General features: G+C 51.1%; 22 protein-coding genes and 1 pseudogene. 15 read left to right on the top strand and 8 right to left on the bottom strand.

Annotation, left to right across the window (positions count from 1 at the left end; all coding sequences use genetic code 11):
• Positions 1-75 precede the first annotated feature (75 nt).
• The 8 genes and pseudogenes from gatA to HMPREF2572_RS09750 all read left to right on the top strand — a co-directional run bounded on the left by gatA (position 76) and on the right by HMPREF2572_RS09750 (position 7,508).
• A complete protein-coding gene (gene gatA, locus HMPREF2572_RS09790; protein WP_070498160.1) occupies positions 76-1,524 on the top strand; it encodes an Asp-tRNA(Asn)/Glu-tRNA(Gln) amidotransferase subunit GatA in 1,449 nt (482 codons plus the stop codon).
• A 103-nt stretch (positions 1,525-1,627) separates the two neighbouring features.
• A complete protein-coding gene (locus tag HMPREF2572_RS09785; protein ID WP_070498157.1) occupies positions 1,628-2,047 on the top strand; it encodes an SMI1/KNR4 family protein in 420 nt (139 codons plus the stop codon).
• 50 nt (positions 2,048-2,097) lie between these two features.
• On the top strand, positions 2,098-2,550 hold the full coding sequence (locus HMPREF2572_RS09780) for a hypothetical protein (RefSeq protein WP_070498154.1): 453 nt from the start codon (positions 2,098-2,100) through the stop codon (positions 2,548-2,550).
• Positions 2,551-2,647: 97 nt separating this feature from the next.
• A complete protein-coding gene (gene gatB / locus HMPREF2572_RS09775) occupies positions 2,648-4,078 on the top strand; it encodes an Asp-tRNA(Asn)/Glu-tRNA(Gln) amidotransferase subunit GatB (protein ID WP_070498151.1) in 1,431 nt (476 codons plus the stop codon).
• A gap of 192 nt (positions 4,079-4,270) precedes the next feature.
• Positions 4,271-4,954, top strand: coding sequence for a suppressor of fused domain protein (locus tag HMPREF2572_RS09770; RefSeq protein ID WP_070498148.1), 684 nt, complete (start codon positions 4,271-4,273; stop codon positions 4,952-4,954).
• A gap of 18 nt (positions 4,955-4,972) precedes the next feature.
• Positions 4,973-5,275, top strand: a pseudogene (locus HMPREF2572_RS15270) (winged helix domain-containing protein); the annotation flags it as partial.
• A gap of 518 nt (positions 5,276-5,793) precedes the next feature.
• Positions 5,794-6,417, top strand: a complete 624-nt coding sequence (locus tag HMPREF2572_RS09755; RefSeq protein WP_070498141.1) for a peptidoglycan-binding protein — start codon at positions 5,794-5,796, stop codon at positions 6,415-6,417.
• Positions 6,418-6,500: 83 nt separating this feature from the next.
• Positions 6,501-7,508, top strand: coding sequence for a 2Fe-2S iron-sulfur cluster-binding protein (locus HMPREF2572_RS09750; protein WP_070498138.1), 1,008 nt, complete (start codon positions 6,501-6,503; stop codon positions 7,506-7,508).
• A 194-nt stretch (positions 7,509-7,702) separates the two neighbouring features.
• On the opposite strand, the gene HMPREF2572_RS09745 is transcribed toward HMPREF2572_RS09750, so the two are convergent.
• From HMPREF2572_RS09745 to HMPREF2572_RS09735, 3 genes are all read right to left on the bottom strand, one after another.
• Entirely contained in the window at positions 7,703-8,197 is a 495-nt protein-coding gene (locus HMPREF2572_RS09745; protein WP_070498135.1) for a DUF302 domain-containing protein, read from the bottom strand.
• 54 nt (positions 8,198-8,251) lie between these two features.
• Positions 8,252-8,617: a rhodanese-like domain-containing protein gene (locus HMPREF2572_RS09740; protein WP_039409438.1), complete on the bottom strand. Its 366-nt coding sequence runs from the start codon at positions 8,615-8,617 to the stop codon at positions 8,252-8,254.
• A gap of 126 nt (positions 8,618-8,743) precedes the next feature.
• Positions 8,744-9,079 (bottom strand): carboxymuconolactone decarboxylase family protein, encoded by a 336-nt coding sequence (locus tag HMPREF2572_RS09735; RefSeq protein ID WP_003756322.1) that lies wholly within the window; start codon positions 9,077-9,079, stop codon positions 8,744-8,746.
• Positions 9,080-9,237: 158 nt separating this feature from the next.
• Here HMPREF2572_RS09735 and HMPREF2572_RS09730 point away from each other — a divergent pair, with 158 nt between their 5' ends.
• The 4 genes from HMPREF2572_RS09730 (at position 9,238) to HMPREF2572_RS09715 (ending at position 12,895) form a co-directional block, all read left to right on the top strand.
• Positions 9,238-10,188, top strand: coding sequence for a helix-turn-helix transcriptional regulator (locus HMPREF2572_RS09730; protein ID WP_049226324.1), 951 nt, complete (start codon positions 9,238-9,240; stop codon positions 10,186-10,188).
• Between the two features lie 148 nt (positions 10,189-10,336).
• On the top strand, positions 10,337-11,182 hold the full coding sequence (rlmJ, locus tag HMPREF2572_RS09725) for a 23S rRNA (adenine(2030)-N(6))-methyltransferase RlmJ (RefSeq protein ID WP_070498133.1): 846 nt from the start codon (positions 10,337-10,339) through the stop codon (positions 11,180-11,182).
• 105 nt (positions 11,183-11,287) lie between these two features.
• On the top strand, positions 11,288-11,662 hold the full coding sequence (locus HMPREF2572_RS09720) for a hypothetical protein (protein ID WP_070498130.1): 375 nt from the start codon (positions 11,288-11,290) through the stop codon (positions 11,660-11,662).
• Positions 11,663-11,920: 258 nt separating this feature from the next.
• Positions 11,921-12,895: a class 1 fructose-bisphosphatase gene (locus HMPREF2572_RS09715; RefSeq protein WP_070498127.1), complete on the top strand. Its 975-nt coding sequence runs from the start codon at positions 11,921-11,923 to the stop codon at positions 12,893-12,895.
• A 354-nt stretch (positions 12,896-13,249) separates the two neighbouring features.
• Here the strand turns inward: HMPREF2572_RS09715 and argB are convergent, their stop codons facing one another.
• Together argB and HMPREF2572_RS09705 are read right to left on the bottom strand one after the other, a co-directional pair.
• The gene (gene argB / locus HMPREF2572_RS09710; RefSeq protein ID WP_060974449.1) at positions 13,250-14,140 is read right to left on the bottom strand and encodes an acetylglutamate kinase; all 891 of its coding nucleotides are present in this window, start codon (positions 14,138-14,140) and stop codon (positions 13,250-13,252) included.
• Positions 14,141-14,191: 51 nt separating this feature from the next.
• Positions 14,192-14,356, bottom strand: a complete 165-nt coding sequence (locus HMPREF2572_RS09705) for a hypothetical protein (protein ID WP_003767028.1) — start codon at positions 14,354-14,356, stop codon at positions 14,192-14,194.
• A 92-nt stretch (positions 14,357-14,448) separates the two neighbouring features.
• On the opposite strand from HMPREF2572_RS09705, the gene HMPREF2572_RS09700 reads away from it, so the two are divergent.
• The 3 genes from HMPREF2572_RS09700 to HMPREF2572_RS14645 all read left to right on the top strand — a co-directional run bounded on the left by HMPREF2572_RS09700 (position 14,449) and on the right by HMPREF2572_RS14645 (position 16,893).
• Entirely contained in the window at positions 14,449-15,579 is a 1,131-nt protein-coding gene (locus HMPREF2572_RS09700; protein ID WP_070498124.1) for a M14 family metallopeptidase, read from the top strand.
• 111 nt (positions 15,580-15,690) lie between these two features.
• Entirely contained in the window at positions 15,691-16,545 is an 855-nt protein-coding gene (gene lgt / locus HMPREF2572_RS09695) for a prolipoprotein diacylglyceryl transferase (RefSeq protein ID WP_070498121.1), read from the top strand.
• Between the two features lie 201 nt (positions 16,546-16,746).
• Positions 16,747-16,893 (top strand): hypothetical protein, encoded by a 147-nt coding sequence (locus HMPREF2572_RS14645; protein ID WP_003767024.1) that lies wholly within the window; start codon positions 16,747-16,749, stop codon positions 16,891-16,893.
• Between the two features lie 322 nt (positions 16,894-17,215).
• Here HMPREF2572_RS14645 and HMPREF2572_RS09690 read toward each other — a convergent pair whose 3' ends face one another.
• From HMPREF2572_RS09690 to glyA, 3 genes are all read right to left on the bottom strand, one after another.
• Positions 17,216-17,896, bottom strand: coding sequence for an SIR2 family NAD-dependent protein deacylase (locus HMPREF2572_RS09690; protein ID WP_070498118.1), 681 nt, complete (start codon positions 17,894-17,896; stop codon positions 17,216-17,218).
• A 14-nt stretch (positions 17,897-17,910) separates the two neighbouring features.
• Entirely contained in the window at positions 17,911-19,125 is a 1,215-nt protein-coding gene (locus tag HMPREF2572_RS09685) for a pyridoxal phosphate-dependent aminotransferase (RefSeq protein WP_070498115.1), read from the bottom strand.
• Positions 19,126-19,323: 198 nt separating this feature from the next.
• Complete coding sequence (gene glyA, locus HMPREF2572_RS09680; protein ID WP_070498111.1) at positions 19,324-20,574, bottom strand: serine hydroxymethyltransferase; 1,251 nt, start codon at positions 20,572-20,574, stop codon at positions 19,324-19,326.
• Between the last annotated feature and the right edge of the window lie 112 nt (positions 20,575-20,686).

The following is a 20,686-nucleotide window of genomic DNA, read 5'->3' as shown; positions in this document are numbered from 1 at the left end:
TTTTCAGACGACCCTGAAATCAGCCTACACCATTAAACTATTTAAAATCCCACTTATTTAATCTAAAAGACTCTTATGACCCAATACACCCTCAAACAAGCCAGCCAACTGCTGCAATCCAAACAAATCTCCGCCGTCGAACTGGCAACCGAATACCTCGCCGCCATCACAGCGCAGAACTCTGTTATCAACGGCTACATCACCCTCGACCAAGATAGAACCCTCGCCGAAGCCCGTGCCGCCGACGCGCGCATCGCACAAGGTAACGCTACTGCGCTCACCGGCGTACCCATCGCCTACAAAGACATTTTCTGTCAAACAGGTTGGCGCAGTGCGTGCAGCTCCAAAATGTTGGACAATTTCGTTTCGCCCTACACTGCCACCGTTGTACAAAACCTGCTCGACGAAGGTATGGTAACGCTCGGCCATACCAATATGGACGAGTTTGCCATGGGCTCGACCAATGAAACCTCGTTCTACGGCGCAACCAAAAATCCGTGGAATCCTGAGCACGTCCCAGGCGGTTCATCCGGTGGTTCCGCAGCGGTCGTTGCCGCACGCCTTGCTCCTGCCGCGCTCGGTTCGGACACCGGCGGCTCTATCCGCCAGCCTGCATCACACTGCGGCATCACCGGTATCAAACCTACCTACGGCACGGTTTCCCGCTTCGGCATGGTTGCCTACGCCTCCAGTTTCGACCAAGCCGGCCCGATGGCGCAAACCGCCGAAGACTGCGCGATTTTGCTTAATGCAATGGCGAGCTTTGACGAGCGCGATTCCACCAGCTTGGAACGCAGCAAAGAAGACTACGCCCGCGATTTGAACAAACCGCTCAAAGGCATGAAAATCGGCCTGCCTAAAGAATATTTCGGCGAAGGCGCGGATGCCGGTGTGCAGGCTGCTTTGCAAAACGTCATCGACCTTTTAAAAGCGCAAGGTGCGGAAACCATTGAAGTTTCCCTGCCACAAACCGCCCTGTCCATCCCCGCTTACTATGTCCTCGCTTCCGCAGAAGCCAGCACCAACCTTTCCCGCTACGACGGCGTACGCTACGGCCACCGCGCCGCCCAATTCAGCGACCTAGAAGAAATGTACAGCAACACCCGCGCCGAAGGTTTCGGCAGCGAAGTCAAACGCCGCATCATGATTGGCACTTATGTGTTGTCGCACGGCTACTACGATGCCTATTACTTGAAAGCCCAAAAACTGCGCCGCCTTGTTTCTAATGATTTTCAGACGGCATTCGCGCAATGTGATTTCATCCTCGCCCCAACTGCGCCCACCGCCGCCCCCAAACTCGGCAGCGACATCCACGATCCCGTGCAGATGTACCTTTCCGACATCTACACCATCGCTGTAAATTTGGCAGGTTTGCCAGCCCTGACCCTGCCCGCAGGTTTCAGTAGCAGCGGACTACCCATCGGCGTGCAATTTATCGGCAACCACTTCTCCGAAGCTAAAATCCTTGGCGCAGCGCATCAAGTACAGTTGGCGAGCGATTGGCATACAAAAGCACCCGCGTGAGGTTTACAGGTAACCTTTGAGGTCGTCTGAAAAAGGCTACCTGTAAATAGTGGAATTCGTAGCATTATTGTTTTGAATCATTTTTTTCAGGTAGCCTGAAGTAATGTTCCAATTAAAAATTCTAGAAAACTACAGCAAACTACTCAAAAAATATGAAGGTCTGGATGGCAAACTCAAACAGGAGCAAGACCAATTTGGCTACGAGTTGTTTACCGAAACCCATATTTTTTACGACTTAGATAAAATCCGAAAATACAGCCACGAGCTGCCGAAAGATTTTCCTGTAGAAGCAGCCAAAGAATATGCCGATTGCCAAAAGCGAAACAAATACGATTTAGGCTACATCACCAATTTTTCACAAATCCTCATATTCGGCGTTGATAGTAGTGATTGTCCGTTCTGCATGGATTTCTCAGAAAACAAAGAAATACCTCGTGTGATTTATTGGGATGACGGCGAACTGACATGGCGCGTTATTGCTAATTCATTGGAAGATTTTTTTAACTTATTTAATTGGGCATAATTTAGACGGCAACTTTCCGGCAGCCTGAAACTAACAAAATCACTAAAATAATGGAATATTACAATTACTTTTCCCCCAAATTCTGGCAACTCTTATGGGGTTTATGGCAGGAAGCCGGACTGGAAATATCTACAAGCATTGTGCTATTTCTGCTGTGGTGGCTCATCCTTTCTGTACTTATTACGTACATTTTGTGGCGAAAACGCCCCAAAACGTCGCATTTTTGGCGTAAGCATTTGTTACTCAATAGCATTATCTGCCTGCCTTTGAGTTTGTTTATCAACCTTGGTTACATAGTCATGCGTTTTATTATGCCGGCTCGCAATCAAGCGGCATCTTATGGGCAATTGACGCTATACCCTCTGGAACAAACATTTGTTACTTTATTTAATGTTATTTATTCCTACGAATGGTTGTTTCTAGTATCTGCTGTGGTTGCTGTGAATGTATTGCTACTGGCTATTTGGCGTAAAAATATTTTTAAACAATCAACGTTATCCTGAATGCAAAGCGGTTTTTTATGTATTTCAGAAATCCTGCCCAATGAAAAATCAAATATCCCCTATTTAAAACAACCCAAATTCAAAGGAAACTTAAACTATGACTTGGGAAACCGTAATCGGCTTGGAAATCCACGTCCAGCTCAACACCCAATCCAAAATCTTCAGCGGCGCATCGACTGCATTCGGCGCGGAACCCAACGCGCACGCCAGCGTAGTGGAATGCGCGCTGCCGGGCGTGCTGCCGGTAATGAACCGCGAAGTCGTTGAAAAAGCCATCAAATTGGGCTTGGCGTTGGATGCGAAAATCAACCAGAAAAACGTGTTCGACCGCAAAAACTACTTTTACCCCGACCTGCCCAAAGGCTATCAAATCAGCCAGTTGGATTTGCCGATTGTCGAACACGGCAAATTGGAAATCGTAGTGGGCGACGATGTGAAAACCATCAATGTAACCCGCGCGCACATGGAAGAAGATGCGGGCAAATCCGTGCATGAAGGCTTGAACGGTGCAACCGGTATCGACCTGAACCGTGCCGGCACGCCGCTGTTGGAAGTGGTATCCGAACCCGAAATGCGCTCCGCCGCCGAAGCCGTTGCCTACGCCAAAGCTTTACACAGCTTGGTAACATGGCTGGACATCTGCGACGGCAATATGGCGGAAGGCTCGTTCCGCGTCGACGCAAACGTATCCGTGCGCCCGAAAGGCCAAGCAGAATTCGGCACGCGCCGCGAGATTAAAAACCTCAATTCCTTCCGCTTCTTGGAGCAGGCGATTAATTACGAAGTGGAAGCGCAAATCGAGATTTTGGAAGACGGCGGCAAAGTACAGCAGGCAACCATGCTGTTTGACCCGGAAAAAGGCGAAACCCGCGTGATGCGCCTGAAAGAAGACGCGCATGACTACCGCTACTTCCCCGACCCTGATTTGCTGCCCGTCATCATTTCAGACGACCGGTTGCAAAAAGCCAAAGCAGAAATGCCCGAACTGCCGAAAGAAATGGCGGCGCGTTTCGTGGCGGATTACGGCGTGTCCGACTACGACGCGCGCTTGCTCACCGCCAGCCGCGTACAGGCTGCCTATTTTGAAGAAGCCGCCAAAGAGAGCGGACAAGGCAAGCTGACTGCCAACTGGATGAACGGCGAACTCGCTGCTACGCTGAACAAAGAAGGCATGGAACTTGCCGACAGCCCAATTACCGCTCCGCGCCTTGCCGCTCTGGTAGGCAAAATCACCGACGGCACATTAAGCGGCAAATTGGCGAAAAAAGCCTTTGAAGTCATGTGGGAGGAACCCGAAGCCTCCATCGCCGAAATCATCGAAAAACACGGCTTGCAGCAGATGACCGATACCGGCGCGATTGAAGCTATGGTAGATGAAGTGCTGGCAAACAACGCCAAAGCAGTGGAACAGTTCAAATCCGGCAACGAAAAAGCCCTGAATGCGATTGTGGGACAAGTGATGAAAGCCAGCAAAGGCAAAGCGAATCCCGCGCAGGTGCAGGAGTTGATTAAAGCGAAATTGGCTTAAGTAAGATAAAGGCTGTCTGAAAACGGTAAAATGGTTTTCAGGCAGCCTTTAAGCCAACTAGAATCTGTAATTTCAGCTGATAAATTCAACAACACTTTCATGCAACCTTCCCTAATATTAGGTCCTGTCCTAATTTAATGCGCTAAAGATCTTGGTAGATATTAAAATTATTGAATTAAACAAGGATAAAACATGACCGAGCAAGAATACCGCGAAACTTTCTCCGAAGACCAATCCGTCGGCTGGGATGCTATCGATGCCGAACTCGAAAAGCTTTACGGCAACACCAAGCCGCGTCATTACGGCAGTATCGTCAAATACTGCATTGGCGGAGAAGACCCGCTGGACGGCATCAGTATCTACGATTGCGAAGAACAAACACCACACCGCCACATCATCTCCTACGGCATGAGCGAACTTTACTTTTCTCCGGAAAGCGCTGATGCCGAATTCAGCAAATGGGGCTTTGAATTTACCTTTCGTATTACCCCCTACAAACTTGACCCCGATTCGAACCACGGCACGCCGCACGAACCATTTTGGGTTATCAACCTGATGAATTACCTCGCCCGTTATGTTTTTGAGAGCGAAAAGTGGTTCGACCCCTACCACTTTATTCTTACCAATGGTCCTATTCGAAGTGATACTGAAACCGCTTTGGTCGGTATCGCTTTTGTTCCTGATCCCAAACTGCCTGCCATTGATACACCGAATGGCAAAGTCGATTTTCTGCAGATGGTTGGTCTGACCCAATCCGAGCTGGATTGGTTGTGGCAAGAACCTTCAATCGCCCGCTGCAAAGAGCTGATCGACAAAATGCGTGTTGACAATCCCCTTCTGATAACGGATTTGGCGCGTACACGCAGTTATGTATAGCCACCTATACGCTTTTATCAATCAAATACCGCTTTTCATCTTGAACAGTTCGCGAATCCCAACGCTACTCCGCTTTCAGACGACGTCAGGTTGAGACTAAATGCCAATAATTTGGATACGTTGGAAAAGGGGCATTTGATTGGGAATGGGATGAAGATAAGCGTAGATGAATTGGGGAAAAAAGTTTTAGAACACATCGGTAAGAATGAACCGTTATTGTTGAAAAATCTACTGGTTAACTTCAATTAGGGAAAACATGAAGAAGTTAGGAAGTTGATTGGAGAGTTGATTAGGGTAGATTTTATTCAAATGAAAGACTAGGCTATGAAATCAAAATTTGTGTATAAGTTACTGGTAATTTCAAAGTACCTGTATATTTTAATTTGTATATCAATACCGATCGTTTTTATTTATGAAAGTTACCAAAGAGATAATGTTGATTTTATGATTTATATTCATGCTTTTATTATTTTTTCCATATTGGGTGTATTGACTCAATATTCTACGTCTAATTTTTTTGAAAAGGAAAAATAACATGATTGAACTATTTCCCGTTGAAACCGAAATTGTAAAATGTCTTCTTCGGAGCATTTTCTGAAAATTGCCAAAATCATGGTTTTGTGGGTTGCATTGCTGGGAAGTACATGGGCGTCTGAATTGGATCAGCCGATGCGAGCGACTATGTGCTGCTGAACAAAGAACAGCAATCGATGAACCTGAAAATCAATCATGTGTTTTCAGCCAGTCTTACCAGGTCGTCTGAAAGCAAGGTATAGGTTTAATTCTATTAAAGCTTGGTTTTCAGACGACCTTAAAGCCATTACAAATAAAAGAATAAGATGAAAATAATATTACCCGCAGTGCTATTGCTGGCAACGGCTTCCTCGTTTGCCAAAGATTACGCCGATCAACCTTTTACTCCTCAGGCAGTACAGGATGTATTGCATTGCAAGGTGTCATCGTTGGATTTTTCGTTTTGGATTCCGGAAAATTTCACTGGTTATCTTGATCCAAATGAACGTGCCGGAGAAAATGTAGGACGTTTTGTCAATGAAATCGATAATATTACTTACCGTTACCGCTTGCCGTTTAAGGTGCATCTTGCCAATCCCTTAGATGGAAAAGAAGTAGAAGGTCAGTATGTCGCTATTCGCAACAATGCTGTCTATTTGGAAATTGATTGGGCACGATATCCCAAATTGCATTCACTATACCGTCAGAAATATCAGGAAGACCTTCAAGAGCTGACGCAACAGCTAAAGGGACAAAATATCACATCCAAAACGACACCTAAAAAACTGGATACATTGGGCTATGATGTGCCTGCTGTCGAAAAATCGATAACAGATCCCAATAAAAAATCTAAGATATGGAAATATTTTGGCTTTGCTGCTGCCTTTAAGGCAGATGTACTAAGGGGTGATTCAGATAAGGGCTATATCGGCTGCCGTTATCCGTTGTAGACTGTCTTCCGAAAACGGAGGTCGTCTGAAAGCTGATTTTTCAGACGACCTTTTAACTTAATCTATTCAAACCACACCAAACCATGACCCATACCATTACCCTACCCGACCAAACCACCTTTACCGCCAATGACGGCGAAACAGTTTTAGCCGCTGCCGCCCGTCAAAACCTCAATCTGCCCCATTCCTGCAAAAGCGGTGCCTGCGGTCAATGCAAAGCCGAACTGGTGAGCGGCGATATTCAAATGGGCGAACACTCTGAACAGGCTTTATCCGAAGCAGAAAAAGCGCAAGGCAAGATTTTGATGTGCTGCACCACTGCGCAAAGCGACATCAGCATCAACATCCCCGGCTACAACGCCAACGCGCTACCCGTCCGCACCCTGCCCGCCCGTATTGAAAGCATGGTTTTCAAACACGATGTCGCCCTCCTGAGACTTGCCCTGCCCAAAGCCCCGCCGTTTGCTTTCTACGCCGGGCAATACATTGATTTATTGCTGCCGGGCAACGTCAGCCGCAGCTACTCCATCGCCAATTCCCCCGACCAAGAAGGCATTTTGGAACTGCACATCCGCAGGCGCGAAAACGGCGTCTGCTCGGAAATGATTTTCGGCAGCGAACCCAAAGTCAAAGAAAAAGGCATCGTCCGCATCAAAGGTCCGCTCGGTTCGTTTACCTTGCAAGAAGACAGCGGCAAACCGATCATCCTGCTAGCAACCGGCACAGGCTATGCCCCCATCCGCAGCATCCTGCTCGACCTTATCCGCCAAGACAGCAGCCGCGCCGTCCATCTTTACTGGGGCGCGCGTCATCAAGATGATTTGTACGCACTCGAAGAAGCGCAAGAGCTGACAGGTCGTCTGAAAAACGCCTGCTTCACTCCCGTCCTTTCAAAGGCCGATGAGGGCTGGCAAGGCGAAAAAGGATACGTCCAAACCGCTGCTGCGAAAGATTATCCCGATTTAAGCAGTTACGAAGTCTATGCCTGCGGCTCCGTCTCCATGATCGAAAGCGCGAAATCCGTGTTGACCGCGCAATGCAGCCTGCCTGAAACAGCCTTCTATTCAGATGCATTCTCGCCGGCGCAATAAATATATCTGCGCAAATCTAATCCTGCCGCAACTGCAAAAGGCTTGGAAACAGAATTGTCTTAAAAAATAATGTGCCGATGTCGTCGAACAAGTTTTCAGACGACCTCGGCACATGATTTCGTAAAAGGTCGTCTGAAAACGAATTTAGCAGGGTTTGCTTAGGTTTTCAGACGACCTTCGGAGTTGGGCGAACCTTATTCCGCTACCGTTTTGCGAATAAGCTTTTCAGCATTGGCGAGCGTGTTTTCCACTTCGGCAAACTCGATTTTGCTGCCCGACACCAGCGCGCGCGTGTCGTTGAATACGACTTGGACTGCGCCGTCAGTTTCGGTAACGAGGACGCGCAACGGCAGTTGCAGGGCGAAGGCGGGGTCTTTTTGCATCAGCGGCGTGCCGGCTCTGGGCGTGCCGAAGACGATGACTTTCGCGGGCTGCATGTCCAAACCGCTTTGTCGCGCGGCGGCTTGGTGGTCGATGACGGCGAACACGGTCATGCCTTTTTCTTTGACGGCGGTTTCCAAACGGCGGACGGTATCGTCGAAACTGTATTTGCTGACGGCGGTATGGGTTTGATTCATGGCGGAACTTTGTCGGGAATCAGGTTGTCGGGCGGCATCGCCACCGTGTGAAGCGCAGGCGGTTAGGGCGGCGAGGATGGCGGCTGCGGCGAAGGTGCGTATCGGTTTCATATTTTTCCTTGGATAAAAGGTCGTCTGAAACGTTTCAGACGACCTTGTTGCTGGTTATTTCAAACCTTTTTTCACCAAGTCTTCGTAACCACCGTGGTTGGTTACGTTGGTGTAGCCTGCTTTTTTCAACTCGGTAAGCGCGGCTTCGGCACGGCGGCCGCTGCGGCAGTAGAGGTTGACGGGCGCGTTTTTGTCGGGGCTGACGCTTTTGATGCGTTCGACGATTTGGTCGTGCGGAATATTGACCGAACCTTGCAGGTGGCCGGATTTGAATTCTTCTTCGGAACGTACGTCAATCCATACGCCTTTTGCTTTGGCAGGTTGCGCGCCGGCGACTTTGGCGGCGGGCGCGGCATAGGATACGGCGGCAGGCAGGACAAGTGCGGCGGCAGTCAGCGCGGCAGTCAGCAATTTTTTCATGGTCGTTTCTCCAAACGGTTGAACAAAAATATCAATCTAAACGGTTCGGCGGCAAAAAGCAATGTTCCGTCAACAGAAGGGTCGTCTGAAACGGGAGTTGTTTTCAGACGACCCTTTGAGACAAAATCAACGCTGCGCGTCAACCGCTTCCAAAGCACGCAGGGCATAAGTGTAGGCTGCGCCTGCGTTCAAGGAAATAGCGGTCGCCAGCGCGCCGGCGATTTCGCTTTCAGTCGCACCCGCCTTGGCAGCTGCGGCGGCGTGTACGCTGATGCAGCTTTCGCAACGGGTAGTGATGGCAACGGCGAGGGCAATCAGTTCGCGGGTTTTCGCATCCAATGCTTCGGCTGCGGCGGCTTGTTCCAGCGCGCCGTAGGCTTGCAGCATTTTCGGGTGGTTTTTACCCAGCTCGCCGAATGATTTTTTAACGTGTGCGGTGTGTTCGGGCCAATTTTGAAACATTTTGATTTCCTTTCCAATGTGTTTGATATGAAGGATGTTGCTCTTTCATGGCGAATTTAAAATTTAATCTGCCATCTTTACATCCGATGAATGGCATTATTGCAATAATTTGACTATTATAATCGTCAAATCATCTCATTCACTTGCAAAAAACACTTATGGACACTTTGGACAAACTCATCGAACTGGCGCAAATCACCGGCAGCGTGGACATACAATGCCTGTTCCGCGACAAATGGTACGCCCCGCATGAACGCAGGCGTGCGCACGGTATCGCGCACCTCGTCGTCGCCGGAGAAAGCTACATCAAAATCGAAGGCGAACCCGAAGCGCGTCTCTTGCAAACCGGCGACCTTATCTTTTTCCCGCGCAGCGCCGAACACATTATCAGCAGTGAAGCAGACTGCAACAACTGCGGCGATACCATTCATATCGGCAACGACGGCGCGTTTACCATTGAATCTTCAGGTAGCGGCGGCGAAAAAGGGCTGGATTTGTTCTGTGCTCGTTTCGAATACGACGAACACGCTGACATCATGCACGACCTGCCCGAAACCGTCCTTATCAAGATGGACCATCCCTCGCTGCAATGCCTCATTTCCATGTTGCAATACGAAAGCGCACACACGCTTTCCGGCTCGCGCGCCATCGTCAATGCCCTCTCCTCCGTACTCCTCGTCCTCATCGTCCGCGCCCATCTCGAACAAGGCGGAGAAGCGCCTTTGGGCGGCATACTCAACGGCCTGCGCGACAAACGCCTGCGCCAACTCATCCAAACCGTCGTCAGCCGCCCCGAAGACGAATGGAACATCGAAAAAATGACCGCGCTTGCCAACCTTTCCCGCGCCCAACTGATGCGCCTGTTCAAACAGCAAACCGGCATCAGCCCCCACGCCTTCGTCAACCTCATCCGCCTGCGCCAAGCCGCCGTTCTGCTGCGGCAAACCGCCGATTCCGTCCTGTCCGTCGCCCTGAACGTCGGCTTCCAATCCGAAACCCACTTTGGCAAAGCGTTTAAAAAACAATACGGGATTTCGCCGGGGCAGTATCGGAAAAATGAAAACGAAACGGCAGATGAAGATACCAGCCAGCCGCTTGAAGGCATTTGAACCCGAAAGGTCGTCTGAAAACGTCAAAGTCAAAAGCGTCATAAACTTTTGATTTATCGTTTAGCCATTGTGATGCCCGAGAAAGCCTGTTTGGATACACCGTTTATTTGCCTATATAATCCATTTTTCCCTTTTCAGACGACCTCTTATGCTCAGCTACCGCCACGCCTTCCATGCCGGCAACCATGCCGATATGCTCAAGCATTTCATCCTTTTCCTGACGCTTGATTATTTCAATCAGAAAGACAAGCCCTATTGGTATATCGATACCCACAGCGGTGCAGGTTTATATGACTTGAGCGGCAGCGAAGCGCAAAAAGTTGGCGAATACAAACAAGGTATTCAGTTGCTCCAAGAGGCGGAACATCTGCCGCCCGAACTGTCCGCCTTTATCGCCCGCCTAAAATCCATACTCCCGCAAGAACAGCTCTATTGCGGTTCGCCGTGGCTTGCCCAAGCCCTGACGCGCGACAGCGACAAACTGCGTTTGTTTGAGCTGCATCCTGCCGATTTCCAACATTTAAAGAACAATATGGAAGAAGCGCGTTTGGGCAGACGCGGGCAGATTGTGCAGACAGACGGTTTTCGCGGTTTGATTTCGCTACTGCCCCCGCCGCCGCGCCGCGCCGTCGTCCTGATAGACCCTCCGTATGAAGAAAAGCAAGACTATCAGCGCGTTGTCCAAACTTTAAAAGACGCGCTCAAACGCTTTGAGCAGGGTTGTTATATGGTTTGGTATCCTTGCTTGAGCCGCGAAGAAAGCCGCAAGCTGCCCGAACAACTGCAAAAGCTGATGCCCGACAGCTACCTGCACGCCGAGTTGCACGTCCACACACCGCGTCCGGACGGATTCGGGATGCACGGCAGCGGCATGTTTATCATCAACCCACCCTACCTGCTGCCGGAACTGCTGAAAAACAACCTTCCCGCGTTGACCGACATACTGGCGCAAGACAACGGCGCGCGATTCGTCTTAAACAGCTGCATAAAATAATCAGCCATCCCCAGCCCGCCAAACGAAGACACTGGCGGGAAATCCTATGGCAGAGGCCTCCGATTTAAACTACAATTCACTACATTGTTTTTACGCTTTCAAATTATGACTATCAGACATCCCGCTTCATTGCTTTTGGCTTCCCTTTGCACGCTTTTTCTATGCTCGTGCGAACGCTCAGTCCAAGATACGGTACAAGAAACCTTCGGCGAAGAGCTTCGCGGCCACTTCATCAGCAGCGCGACAGCCATCTGCGTGGAAAAAGCGCCGAAAAGCAGCGCGATACCGTCTGATACCGTACAGCAAATCTGTTCGTGCGCTTCGGAAAAAACCGCAGACCAGATATCCATCGACGATATGTCGAAACTGATCGGCGGCGAAGTTGGCGGCGAGCTGAAAACCAAAATCAAACAAAGCGCGGTCGAATGCGCCAAAGAAATGATAGGCGGCACCGCCTCCGCCCCTTCAAGCAAAAAATAAATACCGACCTCGTCTGAAAACCATAGTGGATTAACTTTAAATCAGGACAAGGCGACGAAGCCGCAGATAGTACATCAGGACAAGGCGATGAAGCCGCAGATAGTACAGATAGTACGGAACCGATTCACTTGGTGCTTTAAGCACCTTAGAGAATCGTTCTCTTTGAGCTAAGGCAAGGCAAGGCCGTACTGGTTTAAAGTTAATCCACTATATTTTCAGACGACCTTTTCTTTTTTATAGCCAGAAACCGAGTCCGATATGAAAACATTAGCGCAATTCCTACCGCAGCATTTACAGCAAAACAGCATTCCTGCCGAATTGGGCAGCGTCCTCGAATCCATTGTCGCCGCCTGCTCCGACATCAGCGGCAAAGTCCGCTTGGGCGCACTCGCCGGCGTGTTGGGCATGGCGGGTACGGGCAATGTTCAGGGCGAAGATCAGAAAAAGCTGGATGTAATTGCCAACGATATCCTGATTGACGTCTTGAAAAACAACGCCCATGTTGCCGGTTTGGCAAGCGAGGAAGAGGATACTTTTGTAGCAGCCAACGAAAACGGCGGCTATCTCGTCTTGTTTGACCCTCTGGACGGTTCGTCCAATATCGATGTCAATATTTCCGTCGGCACGATTTTTTCCGTACTTGCCAAGCCCGAAGGTCGTCTGAATACCGAATCCTTCCTGCAAAAAGGTCGTGACCAAGTGGCGGCAGGTTATGTTTTGTACGGTCCGCAAACCCAATTGGTGTTCACTTTGAAACACGGCGTTTTCGTGTTCACGCTCAACGAAAACAACGAATTCGTCCTGACCAAAGAAAATCCAGAAGTGCCGGCATCGACCAAAGAATTTGCCATTAATATGTCCAACGCCCGCCACTGGCAAGCCCCTATGCAGCAATATATTAACGAACTGCTGGCAGGCGATACGGGCGTTCGCGGTAAAAATTACAATATGCGCTGGGTGGCGAGCATGGTCGCTGAAATCCACCGCATCCTGATGCGCGGCGGCGTATTCATGTATCCTCAAGACAAACGCGATCCGTCCAAACCCGGCAAGCTGCGCCTGATGTACGAAGCCAACCCGATGAGCCTGATTTTGGAACAGGCAGGCGCGGCGGCAAGCAATGCTTTGGAAAACATGCTCGACATCGTCCCCACGGGTCTGCACCAACGCGTAGCCGTCGTTATGGGCAGCCGCGAGGAAGTCAAATATGTCGGCAAGCTGCATCAAAAATAAGATGTTGAGTTTGTAGACTATCCTGCCATAAAAAGGTCGTCTAAAAATCCGTTTCAGCATTCTCTATGAACGTTGAAACAGGTTTTCAGACGACCTTTTGTGTATTTAGTATTCGGGCAGTTATAGTGGATTAACTTTAAATCAGGACAAGGCGACGAAGCCGCAGATAGTACATCAGGACAAGGCGATGAAGCCGCAGATAGTACAGATAGTACGGAACCGATTCACTTGGTGCTTTAAGCACCTTAGAGAATCGTTCTCTTTGAGCTAAGGCGAGGCAACGCCGTACTGGTTTAAAGTTAATCCACTATACAAGGCCTGCTGTTCGGCAAGCCTTGAATCATCTGCGGGCCGTTATGACCTTTCACCCAAAATCATCGAGCCTATGCCCGCATCGGTGAAAATTTCCAGCAAAAGCGCGTTGGGCAGGCGGCCGTCGATGATGTGGGTCGCTTTGACGCCGTTGCTTGCTGCTTCGACGGCGGAGCTGATTTTGGGCAACATACCACCGTAGAGCGTGCCGTCTGCGATTAATTCGCCGATACGGCTTGGTGTGAGGTTGGTCAGCAGGTTGCCTTCTTTGTCCATCACGCCGGCGATATTGGTCATCATCAGCAACTTTTCCGCGTTCAACTCTTCCGCCAGTTTGCCTGCGACCAAATCCGCGTTGATGTTGAAGGCTTCGCCTTTTGCGCCGACGCCGATGGGCGCGACGACGGGGATGCAGCCGCGTTCGATCAATCCTTCAATCAGGCGCACGTCTATGCTTTCGACCGTACCGACTTGTCCGATGTCCACGCCTGTTTGTTCAGGCGTATCGACCAGCAGTTTTTTCGCTTTGATGAAGTGGTTGTCGCGTCCGGTGACGCCGACCGCGCGTCCGCCCTGCAAATTAATCAGCGAGACGATTTCTTTATTCACATGACCGCCCAACACCATTTCGACGATGTCCATCGTTTCGCCGTCGGTCACGCGCATGCCTTGCACGAATTCGCCTTTTTTACCGATTTTTTCCAACATTTCATTAATTTGCGGGCCGCCGCCGTGGACGATGACGGGGTGGATGCCCACCAGTTTGAGCAAAACAACATCGCGGGCGAAGCCTTCTTTCAAAGCAGGCTCGGTCATGGCGTTGCCGCCGTATTTGATGACGATGACGGAGCCGGAAAAACGGCGGATATACGGCAGGGCTTCGGCTAAAATGCGCGCTTTGTCGGCTGCGGAAATGGGGTGGGATTCGCTCATAATCGTGTCTCATTGTTAACAATTTAATCATTATAGCGGATCACCTTTGAATCAGTAAAAATCAGCTTCGCAACTGTTTGCTGCCTCGCCGTCTTGTCCTGATTTAAAGTGAATCTGCCCTATCTTAACGTCAAAGGTCGTCTGAAACAACATTCCCCGCCCCTTATCGGTTGAGGATGCGCCCGTCGGAATGGTAGAATCAACGGATTCAGGCATATCGGTTTGCCGTCGCCGACGGATGCGGTATTGCCCACACATTTTCTCAAACAACGGTTATCCGGTTCGCCCGATATACCGAGGACTTTCCCATGATTAAAATCAGCACTCAATTTGACGCCGGCTCCGTCGTCGTCAAAGACCTGACCGACCCTGCCAATATCCGCCTCGCCCTGCGTCCGGACAACGCTTCCGATTTCGCCCAATGGTTTTACTTCCGCCTGCAAGGTGCGGCCTACCAGAATTGCGTGATGCACTTTGAAAACGCGGCGGATTCGGCTTATCCCGAAGGCTGGGAAGATTATCAGGCGTGCGCCTCTTACGACCGTCAAAATTGGTTCCGCGTCCCGACCGAATACGAAAACGGCGTGCTGACCATCAACCATACGCCGCTCTCCAACAGCGTTTACTACGCCTATTTCGAGCCCTACTCCCACGAGCAGCATTTAAACCTCTTGGGCGACGCGCAAGGCAGCGGACTTTGCCGCATCGACGACTTGGGCAGCACGGTGCAAGGCCGCGACATCAATCTGCTGACCATCGGCAACCAAGTCGAAAGCGACATGAAAATCTGGATTATCGCGCGTCAGCATCCGGGCGAAACGATGGCGGAATGGTTTATCGAAGGCCTGCTCGGCCGCCTGCTCGATCCGCAAGACCCGACTGCACGCACCCTGCTCGACCGCGCCACGTTCTACATCGTGCCGAACATGAATCCCGACGGCTCGGTATTGGGCAACCTGCGAACCAATGCCGCCGGCGCAAACCTCAACCGCGAATGGGAAAACCCGACTTTGGAAAAAAGCCCGGAAGTCTTCCTCGTGCGCGAAAAAATGCTGGAAACCGGCGTGGATTTGTTCCTAGACATTCACGGCGACGAAGCATTGCCGTTTGTCTTTGTCGCCGGTACGGAAGGCGTGCCGAACTACAATCCGCGCATTGCCGCGCTGGAAACGCAGTTCAAAACCGCCCTACTCTCCGCCAGCCCCGACTTCCAAGACGAATACGGCTATGAAAAAGACGCGCCCGGCCAGGCAAACATGACGCTCGCGACCAACTGGGTGGGCAACCGTTTCGACTGCCTCGCCTATACGCTCGAAATGCCGTTTAAAGACAACGCCAACCTGCCCGACGACGACTTCGGCTGGAACGGCCAACGCTCCCTGCGTTTGGGTGAAGCCATGTTGTCTGCCGTCTTGAACGTTGTCGATGATTTACGATAATTATTTTTCTCTATCACACAAAAGGTCGTCTGAAAATCCCAATCGGCATTTTCAGACGACCTTTGTCGGGCTAAAACACATAAACCGCCCTTCCCATAAGGAACACACATCATGATGATACATCCGAAGTTCAATCCTATTGCCATCAAAATCGACCCTATCGCCATCCGCTGGTATGCCCTCAGCTATATCGTCGGCTTTATGCTCTTCCTATGGCTGGGCCGCCGCCGCATCAAACAAGGCAACACCGCCTTTACCAAAGAAATGCTCGACGACTTCCTGACCTGGGGCGTATTGGGCGTCATTCTCGGCGGACGGCTCGGCTATATCCTGTTTTACAAATTCTCATACTACCTCGACCATCCGCTCGAAATGCTCAAAGTTTGGGAAGGCGGCATGTCGTTCCACGGCGGCTTCTTGGGCGTCGTCATTGCCATGTGGCTGTTCAGCCGCAAACACAAAATCAGCACCTTGAAAACCATGGATTTCGTCGCACCGCTCGTTCCGCTGGGTTTGGCTTCCGGCCGTATCGGCAACTTTATCAACGGCGAACTCTGGGGCCGCATTACCGATATCAACGCCTTTTGGGCAATGGGCTTCCCGCAAGCGCACGCAGAAGACCTCAACGCCGCCGTGCGCAACCCGCTTTGGGCGGAATGGATGCAGCAATACCACGTACTGCCGCGCCACCCTTCGCAACTCTACCAATTCGCGCTTGAAGGTATCTGCCTCTTCATCGTCGTATGGATTTTCTCCAAAAAACCGCGCCCGACGGGACAAGTCGCCTCCCTCTTCCTCGGCGGCTACGGCTTCTTCCGCTTCATCGCCGAATATGCCCGCCAACCCGACGACTATCTCGGCCTGCTCACCTTGGGCTTGTCGATGGGACAATGGTTGAGCGTGCCGATGATTGTTTTGGGCGCCATCGGCTTCGTTTGGTTCGGTAAGAAAAACCGCCTGAACTGATGCCCAAAGGTCGTCTGAAAACCCAAGCGGGACGCGATAACCAGCGTCCCGTTCTCACATCAGCCGCGCATCAACCATCCAAACCGGCACGATTTGCGATTCATCAAACCGAATCGCAAAAAATCTTAAATCCGACTTGGTTTATCCGCCGCCCGATGGTATCGTGGCACACCTTTCCACCTTTTTTAAAGAGAGCCTAACATGTCAGAAGAAAACAAAATCAAAGTCAACGACCTGCCCGAAGACAAAAAAGAACAGTCTGAAGAAGTCGAGCTGCCCGTAGTCAACAACGAAGAAAAACGCGGCGGACACAGCGAAGGCGGTTGCTGCGGCGCATGCGGCGGTTGATTCCGTTTTGAAAAACAAAGGTCGTCTGAAAACCTGAAACATGGTTTTCAGACGACCTTTTATCATGGAGAGATATGGCGGATTTTGTATAGTGGATTAACTTTAAACCAGTACGGCGCTGCCTCGCCTTAAGCTCAAAGAGAACGATTCTCTAAGGTGCTGAAGCACCCAAGTGAATGGTTCCGTACTATCTGTACTGTCTGTGGCTTCGTCGCCTTGTCCTGATTTAAAGTTAATCCACTATAACCATTGCAAAACAAAACGTCGTCTGAAAACAAGCATTGCCCGTTTTCAGACGACGTTTCGGCATTTTCAAACCGTCTCAAGCCCGACTGATCAAATGATCGACCAATGCCGGCACGCCTTCCGCCGCGCGTTTCGGAATCACTTCGACATCCGCGCCCACGCCTTGCGGGTTCGGATCGACCAGATAGCATTCCGCATCGGGCGGCGCGTAATGAATCAGCGAAGCCGCCGGATAAACCTGCATCGACGTGCCGACAATCATGACCACATCCGCATCGCGCATTTCTTCGACCGCCACATCAAACATCGGTACTTGTTCGCCGAAAAACACGATATGCGGGCGCATCGGATTGCCTTGGCTGTCGCACACGTCGTCGGTCTGCTCGCCGGTAAATTCGATGATTTCGTCTTCATCGACGGTGCTGCGTAGTTTGTTCAGCTCGCCGTGCAGGTGCAATACTTTGCTGCTGCCCGCCTTCTCATGCAGCGCGTCCACATTCTGCGTGATGATGTGCACATCGTAATATTGCGCCAGCTTAACCAACGCCAGATGCGCGGCGTTCGGCTCGGCGGCGTTTGCCTGAAGCCTGCGCTGGTTATAGAAATCGATGACGAGCTTGGGATTGCGCGCCAAGGCTTCGGGCGTGCAGACATCCGTCACCTTATGCCCTTCCCACAAACCGCCCGCATCGCGGAAAGTCAGCAACCCGCTGTCGGCGCTAATCCCCGCGCCGGTCAGGACAACGCATTTTTTCATACCGTTGCCCTGCCTTATTGCCGGTAAGTCTGTAAGAAACGCTCGAGTTTGCCCATGGCTTCTTCGATTTGGTGGGTGTACGGCAGGGTAACGATGCGGAAGTGGTCGGGGCGTATCCAGTTGAACCCGGTTCCTTGGACGAACAAGACTTTTTCGCGCACGAGCAAGTCGTAGATGAATTTCATGTCGTCATGAATGCCGTACATTTCGGTGTCGATTTTCGGGAACATATACATCGCACCCATCGGTTTGACGCAGGAAAGTCCGGGAATTTGGTTAATCATTTCCCACGCTTTATTGCGCTGCTCGAGCAGGCGGCCGCCGGGCAGGATAAATTCGTTGATGCTTTGATAGCCGCCCAAAGCGGTTTGGATGGCGTGTTGCATGGGTGTGTTGGCACACAGGCGCATGGAGGCGAGCATATCGAGACCTTCGATATAGCCTTTGGCATGTTCTTTAGGACCGTTGAGCACCATCCAGCCTTGGCGGAATCCGGCAACGCGGTAGGCTTTGGAGAGGCCGTTGAAGGTGATGGTCAGCAGGTCGGGCGCGAGTGCGGCGATGTGGTGGTGTACCGCTCCATCGTAGAGGATTTTATCGTAGATTTCGTCGGCGAAGATGATCAGACCGTGTTTGCGCGCCAACTCGGCGATTTCAAGCAGGATTTCTTTGCTGTACACCGCGCCGGTGGGGTTGTTGGGGTTGATGACAACGATGGCTTTGGTTTTGGACGTGATTTTGGCTTCCATATCGGCAAGGTTGGGAAACCAGTCGTTTTCTTCGTCACACAAATAATGGCGCACCGTACCACCCGCTAAAGTGGCAGCAGCCGTCCACAACGGATAGTCGGGCGTGGGAATCAGGATTTCGTCGCCGTCGTTCAAAAGCGCCTGCATGGACATGGTAATCAGCTCGGACACGCCGTTGCCGATATAAACGTCGTTGACCGAAATATCACGCAGACCTTTGGTTTGGTAATAGTGAACGATGGCTTTTCGGGCGGAATACAGCCCTTTGGAATCGCAATAGCCCTGTGCGGTCGGCAGGTTGCGGATCACGTCCACCAAGATTTCATCGGGCGCTTCAAAGCCGAACGGTGCAGGGTTGCCGATATTGAGCTTGAGGATTTTATGACCTTCTTCTTCGAGTTGCAGGGCTTTTTTGTGTACGGGGCCGCGGATGTCGTAGCAAACATGGTCCAGCTTGGACGATTTGGGAAATTTCTCCATGATGTGTGTTCCGTAAAATTGTTAACAATGGGAGTAAATGTACTCCGTTTGCAGGCGGAAAGAAAGGGGCAAATGCGGGATTTTTGCCTGCCGCTTCAATAATCAAGCGCCGAAAACAATTAAGGTCGTCTGAAAACCCTTTTTCAGGATTTTCAGACGACCTTTCCGTGTTGCAAGATGCTTAAACGGGCAAGCGGATTATGCGCCGTAAACGGGGTATTTGTCGCAAAGCGCAGTGATTTGCTTGCGGACGTTTGCCAGATTCGCTTCGTCTTCAGGGTTTGCCAAAACGTCGGCAACGAGGTTGGCGAGGACTCGGGCGTCGGCTTCGTTGAATCCGCGTGTGGTCATAGCGGCGGAGCCGATGCGGATGCCGGAGGTAACGAACGGTTTTTCCGGGTCATTTGGGATGGCGTTTTTGTTGACGGTGATGTTTGCTTTGCCCAATGCGGCTTCGGCGGCTTTGCCGGTGATTTTCATCGGTTGCAGGTCAACGAGGAAAACGTGGCTTTCGGTGCGGCCGGAAACGATGCGCAAACCGCGTTTGACCAATTCTTCCGCCATCGCTGCGGCGTTGATTTTCACCTGTTTCGCGTATTGTTTGAATTCGGGTTGCAGGGCTTCTTTGAACGCAACGGCTTTGGCGGCGATGACGTGCATCAGCGGGCCGCCTTGCAGGCTTGGGAAGATGGCGGAGTTCAACGCTTTTTCATGCGTGTTGTCGCGGCACAAAATCACGCCGCCGCGCGGGCCGCGCAGGGTTTTGTGGGTGGTGGTGGTCACGAAGTCGCAGAACGGGACGGGGTTGGGATATTCGCCGCCGGCAATCAGGCCTGCGTAGTGCGCCATATCGACAAAGAGGTAGGCACCGACTTTGTCGGCGATTTCGCGGAATTTCGCCCAGTCGATTTGCAGCGCGTAGGCAGATGCGCCCGCGACGATCATTTTGGGTTTGTGTTCGAGCGCGAGGCGTTCGACTTCGGCGTAATCGAGAACTTCGTTTTCATCCAAGCCGTAGGCAATAGCGTTGTAGAGTTTGCCGGAAATATTGACGCTGGCGCCGTGTGTCAAGTGGCCGCCGTGGGCGAGGCTCATGCCGAGGATGGTGTCGCCGGGTTTGAGGACGGAAGCGTACACGGCTTGGTTCGCTTGGGAGCCGGAATGGGGTTGGACGTTGGCGTATTCCGCACCGAAGAGTTCTTTGACGCGGTCGATTGCCAGCTGTTCGACGATATCGACGTATTCGCAGCCGCCGTAGTAGCGTTTGCCGGGGTAGCCTTCGGCGTATTTGTTGGTCAATTGCGAACCTTGTGCCTCCATCACGGCGCAACTGACGTAGTTTTCGGAAGCAATCAGTTCGACGTGGTCTTGCTGGCGTTGGTCTTCTTGGGCGATGGCGGCTGCCAGCTCTGGATCATATTGGGCTAGGTTGACGCTTTTTGAAAACATCTTCTCGACTCCTTTGTCGGTTGGGAAACGGGGATTGATAAGTGTTGAACAATGTACCAAATCGGTTTGGATTGTCAACGATTTTATAGTGGATTAACTTTAAATCAGGACA

Origin of the sequence: Neisseria sp. HMSC064E01 (assembly GCF_001808875.1) — a bacterium.
Lineage (GTDB): Bacteria > Pseudomonadota > Gammaproteobacteria > Burkholderiales > Neisseriaceae > Neisseria > Neisseria sicca_A.
This window is presented reverse-complemented; position numbering and strand designations above follow the sequence as displayed.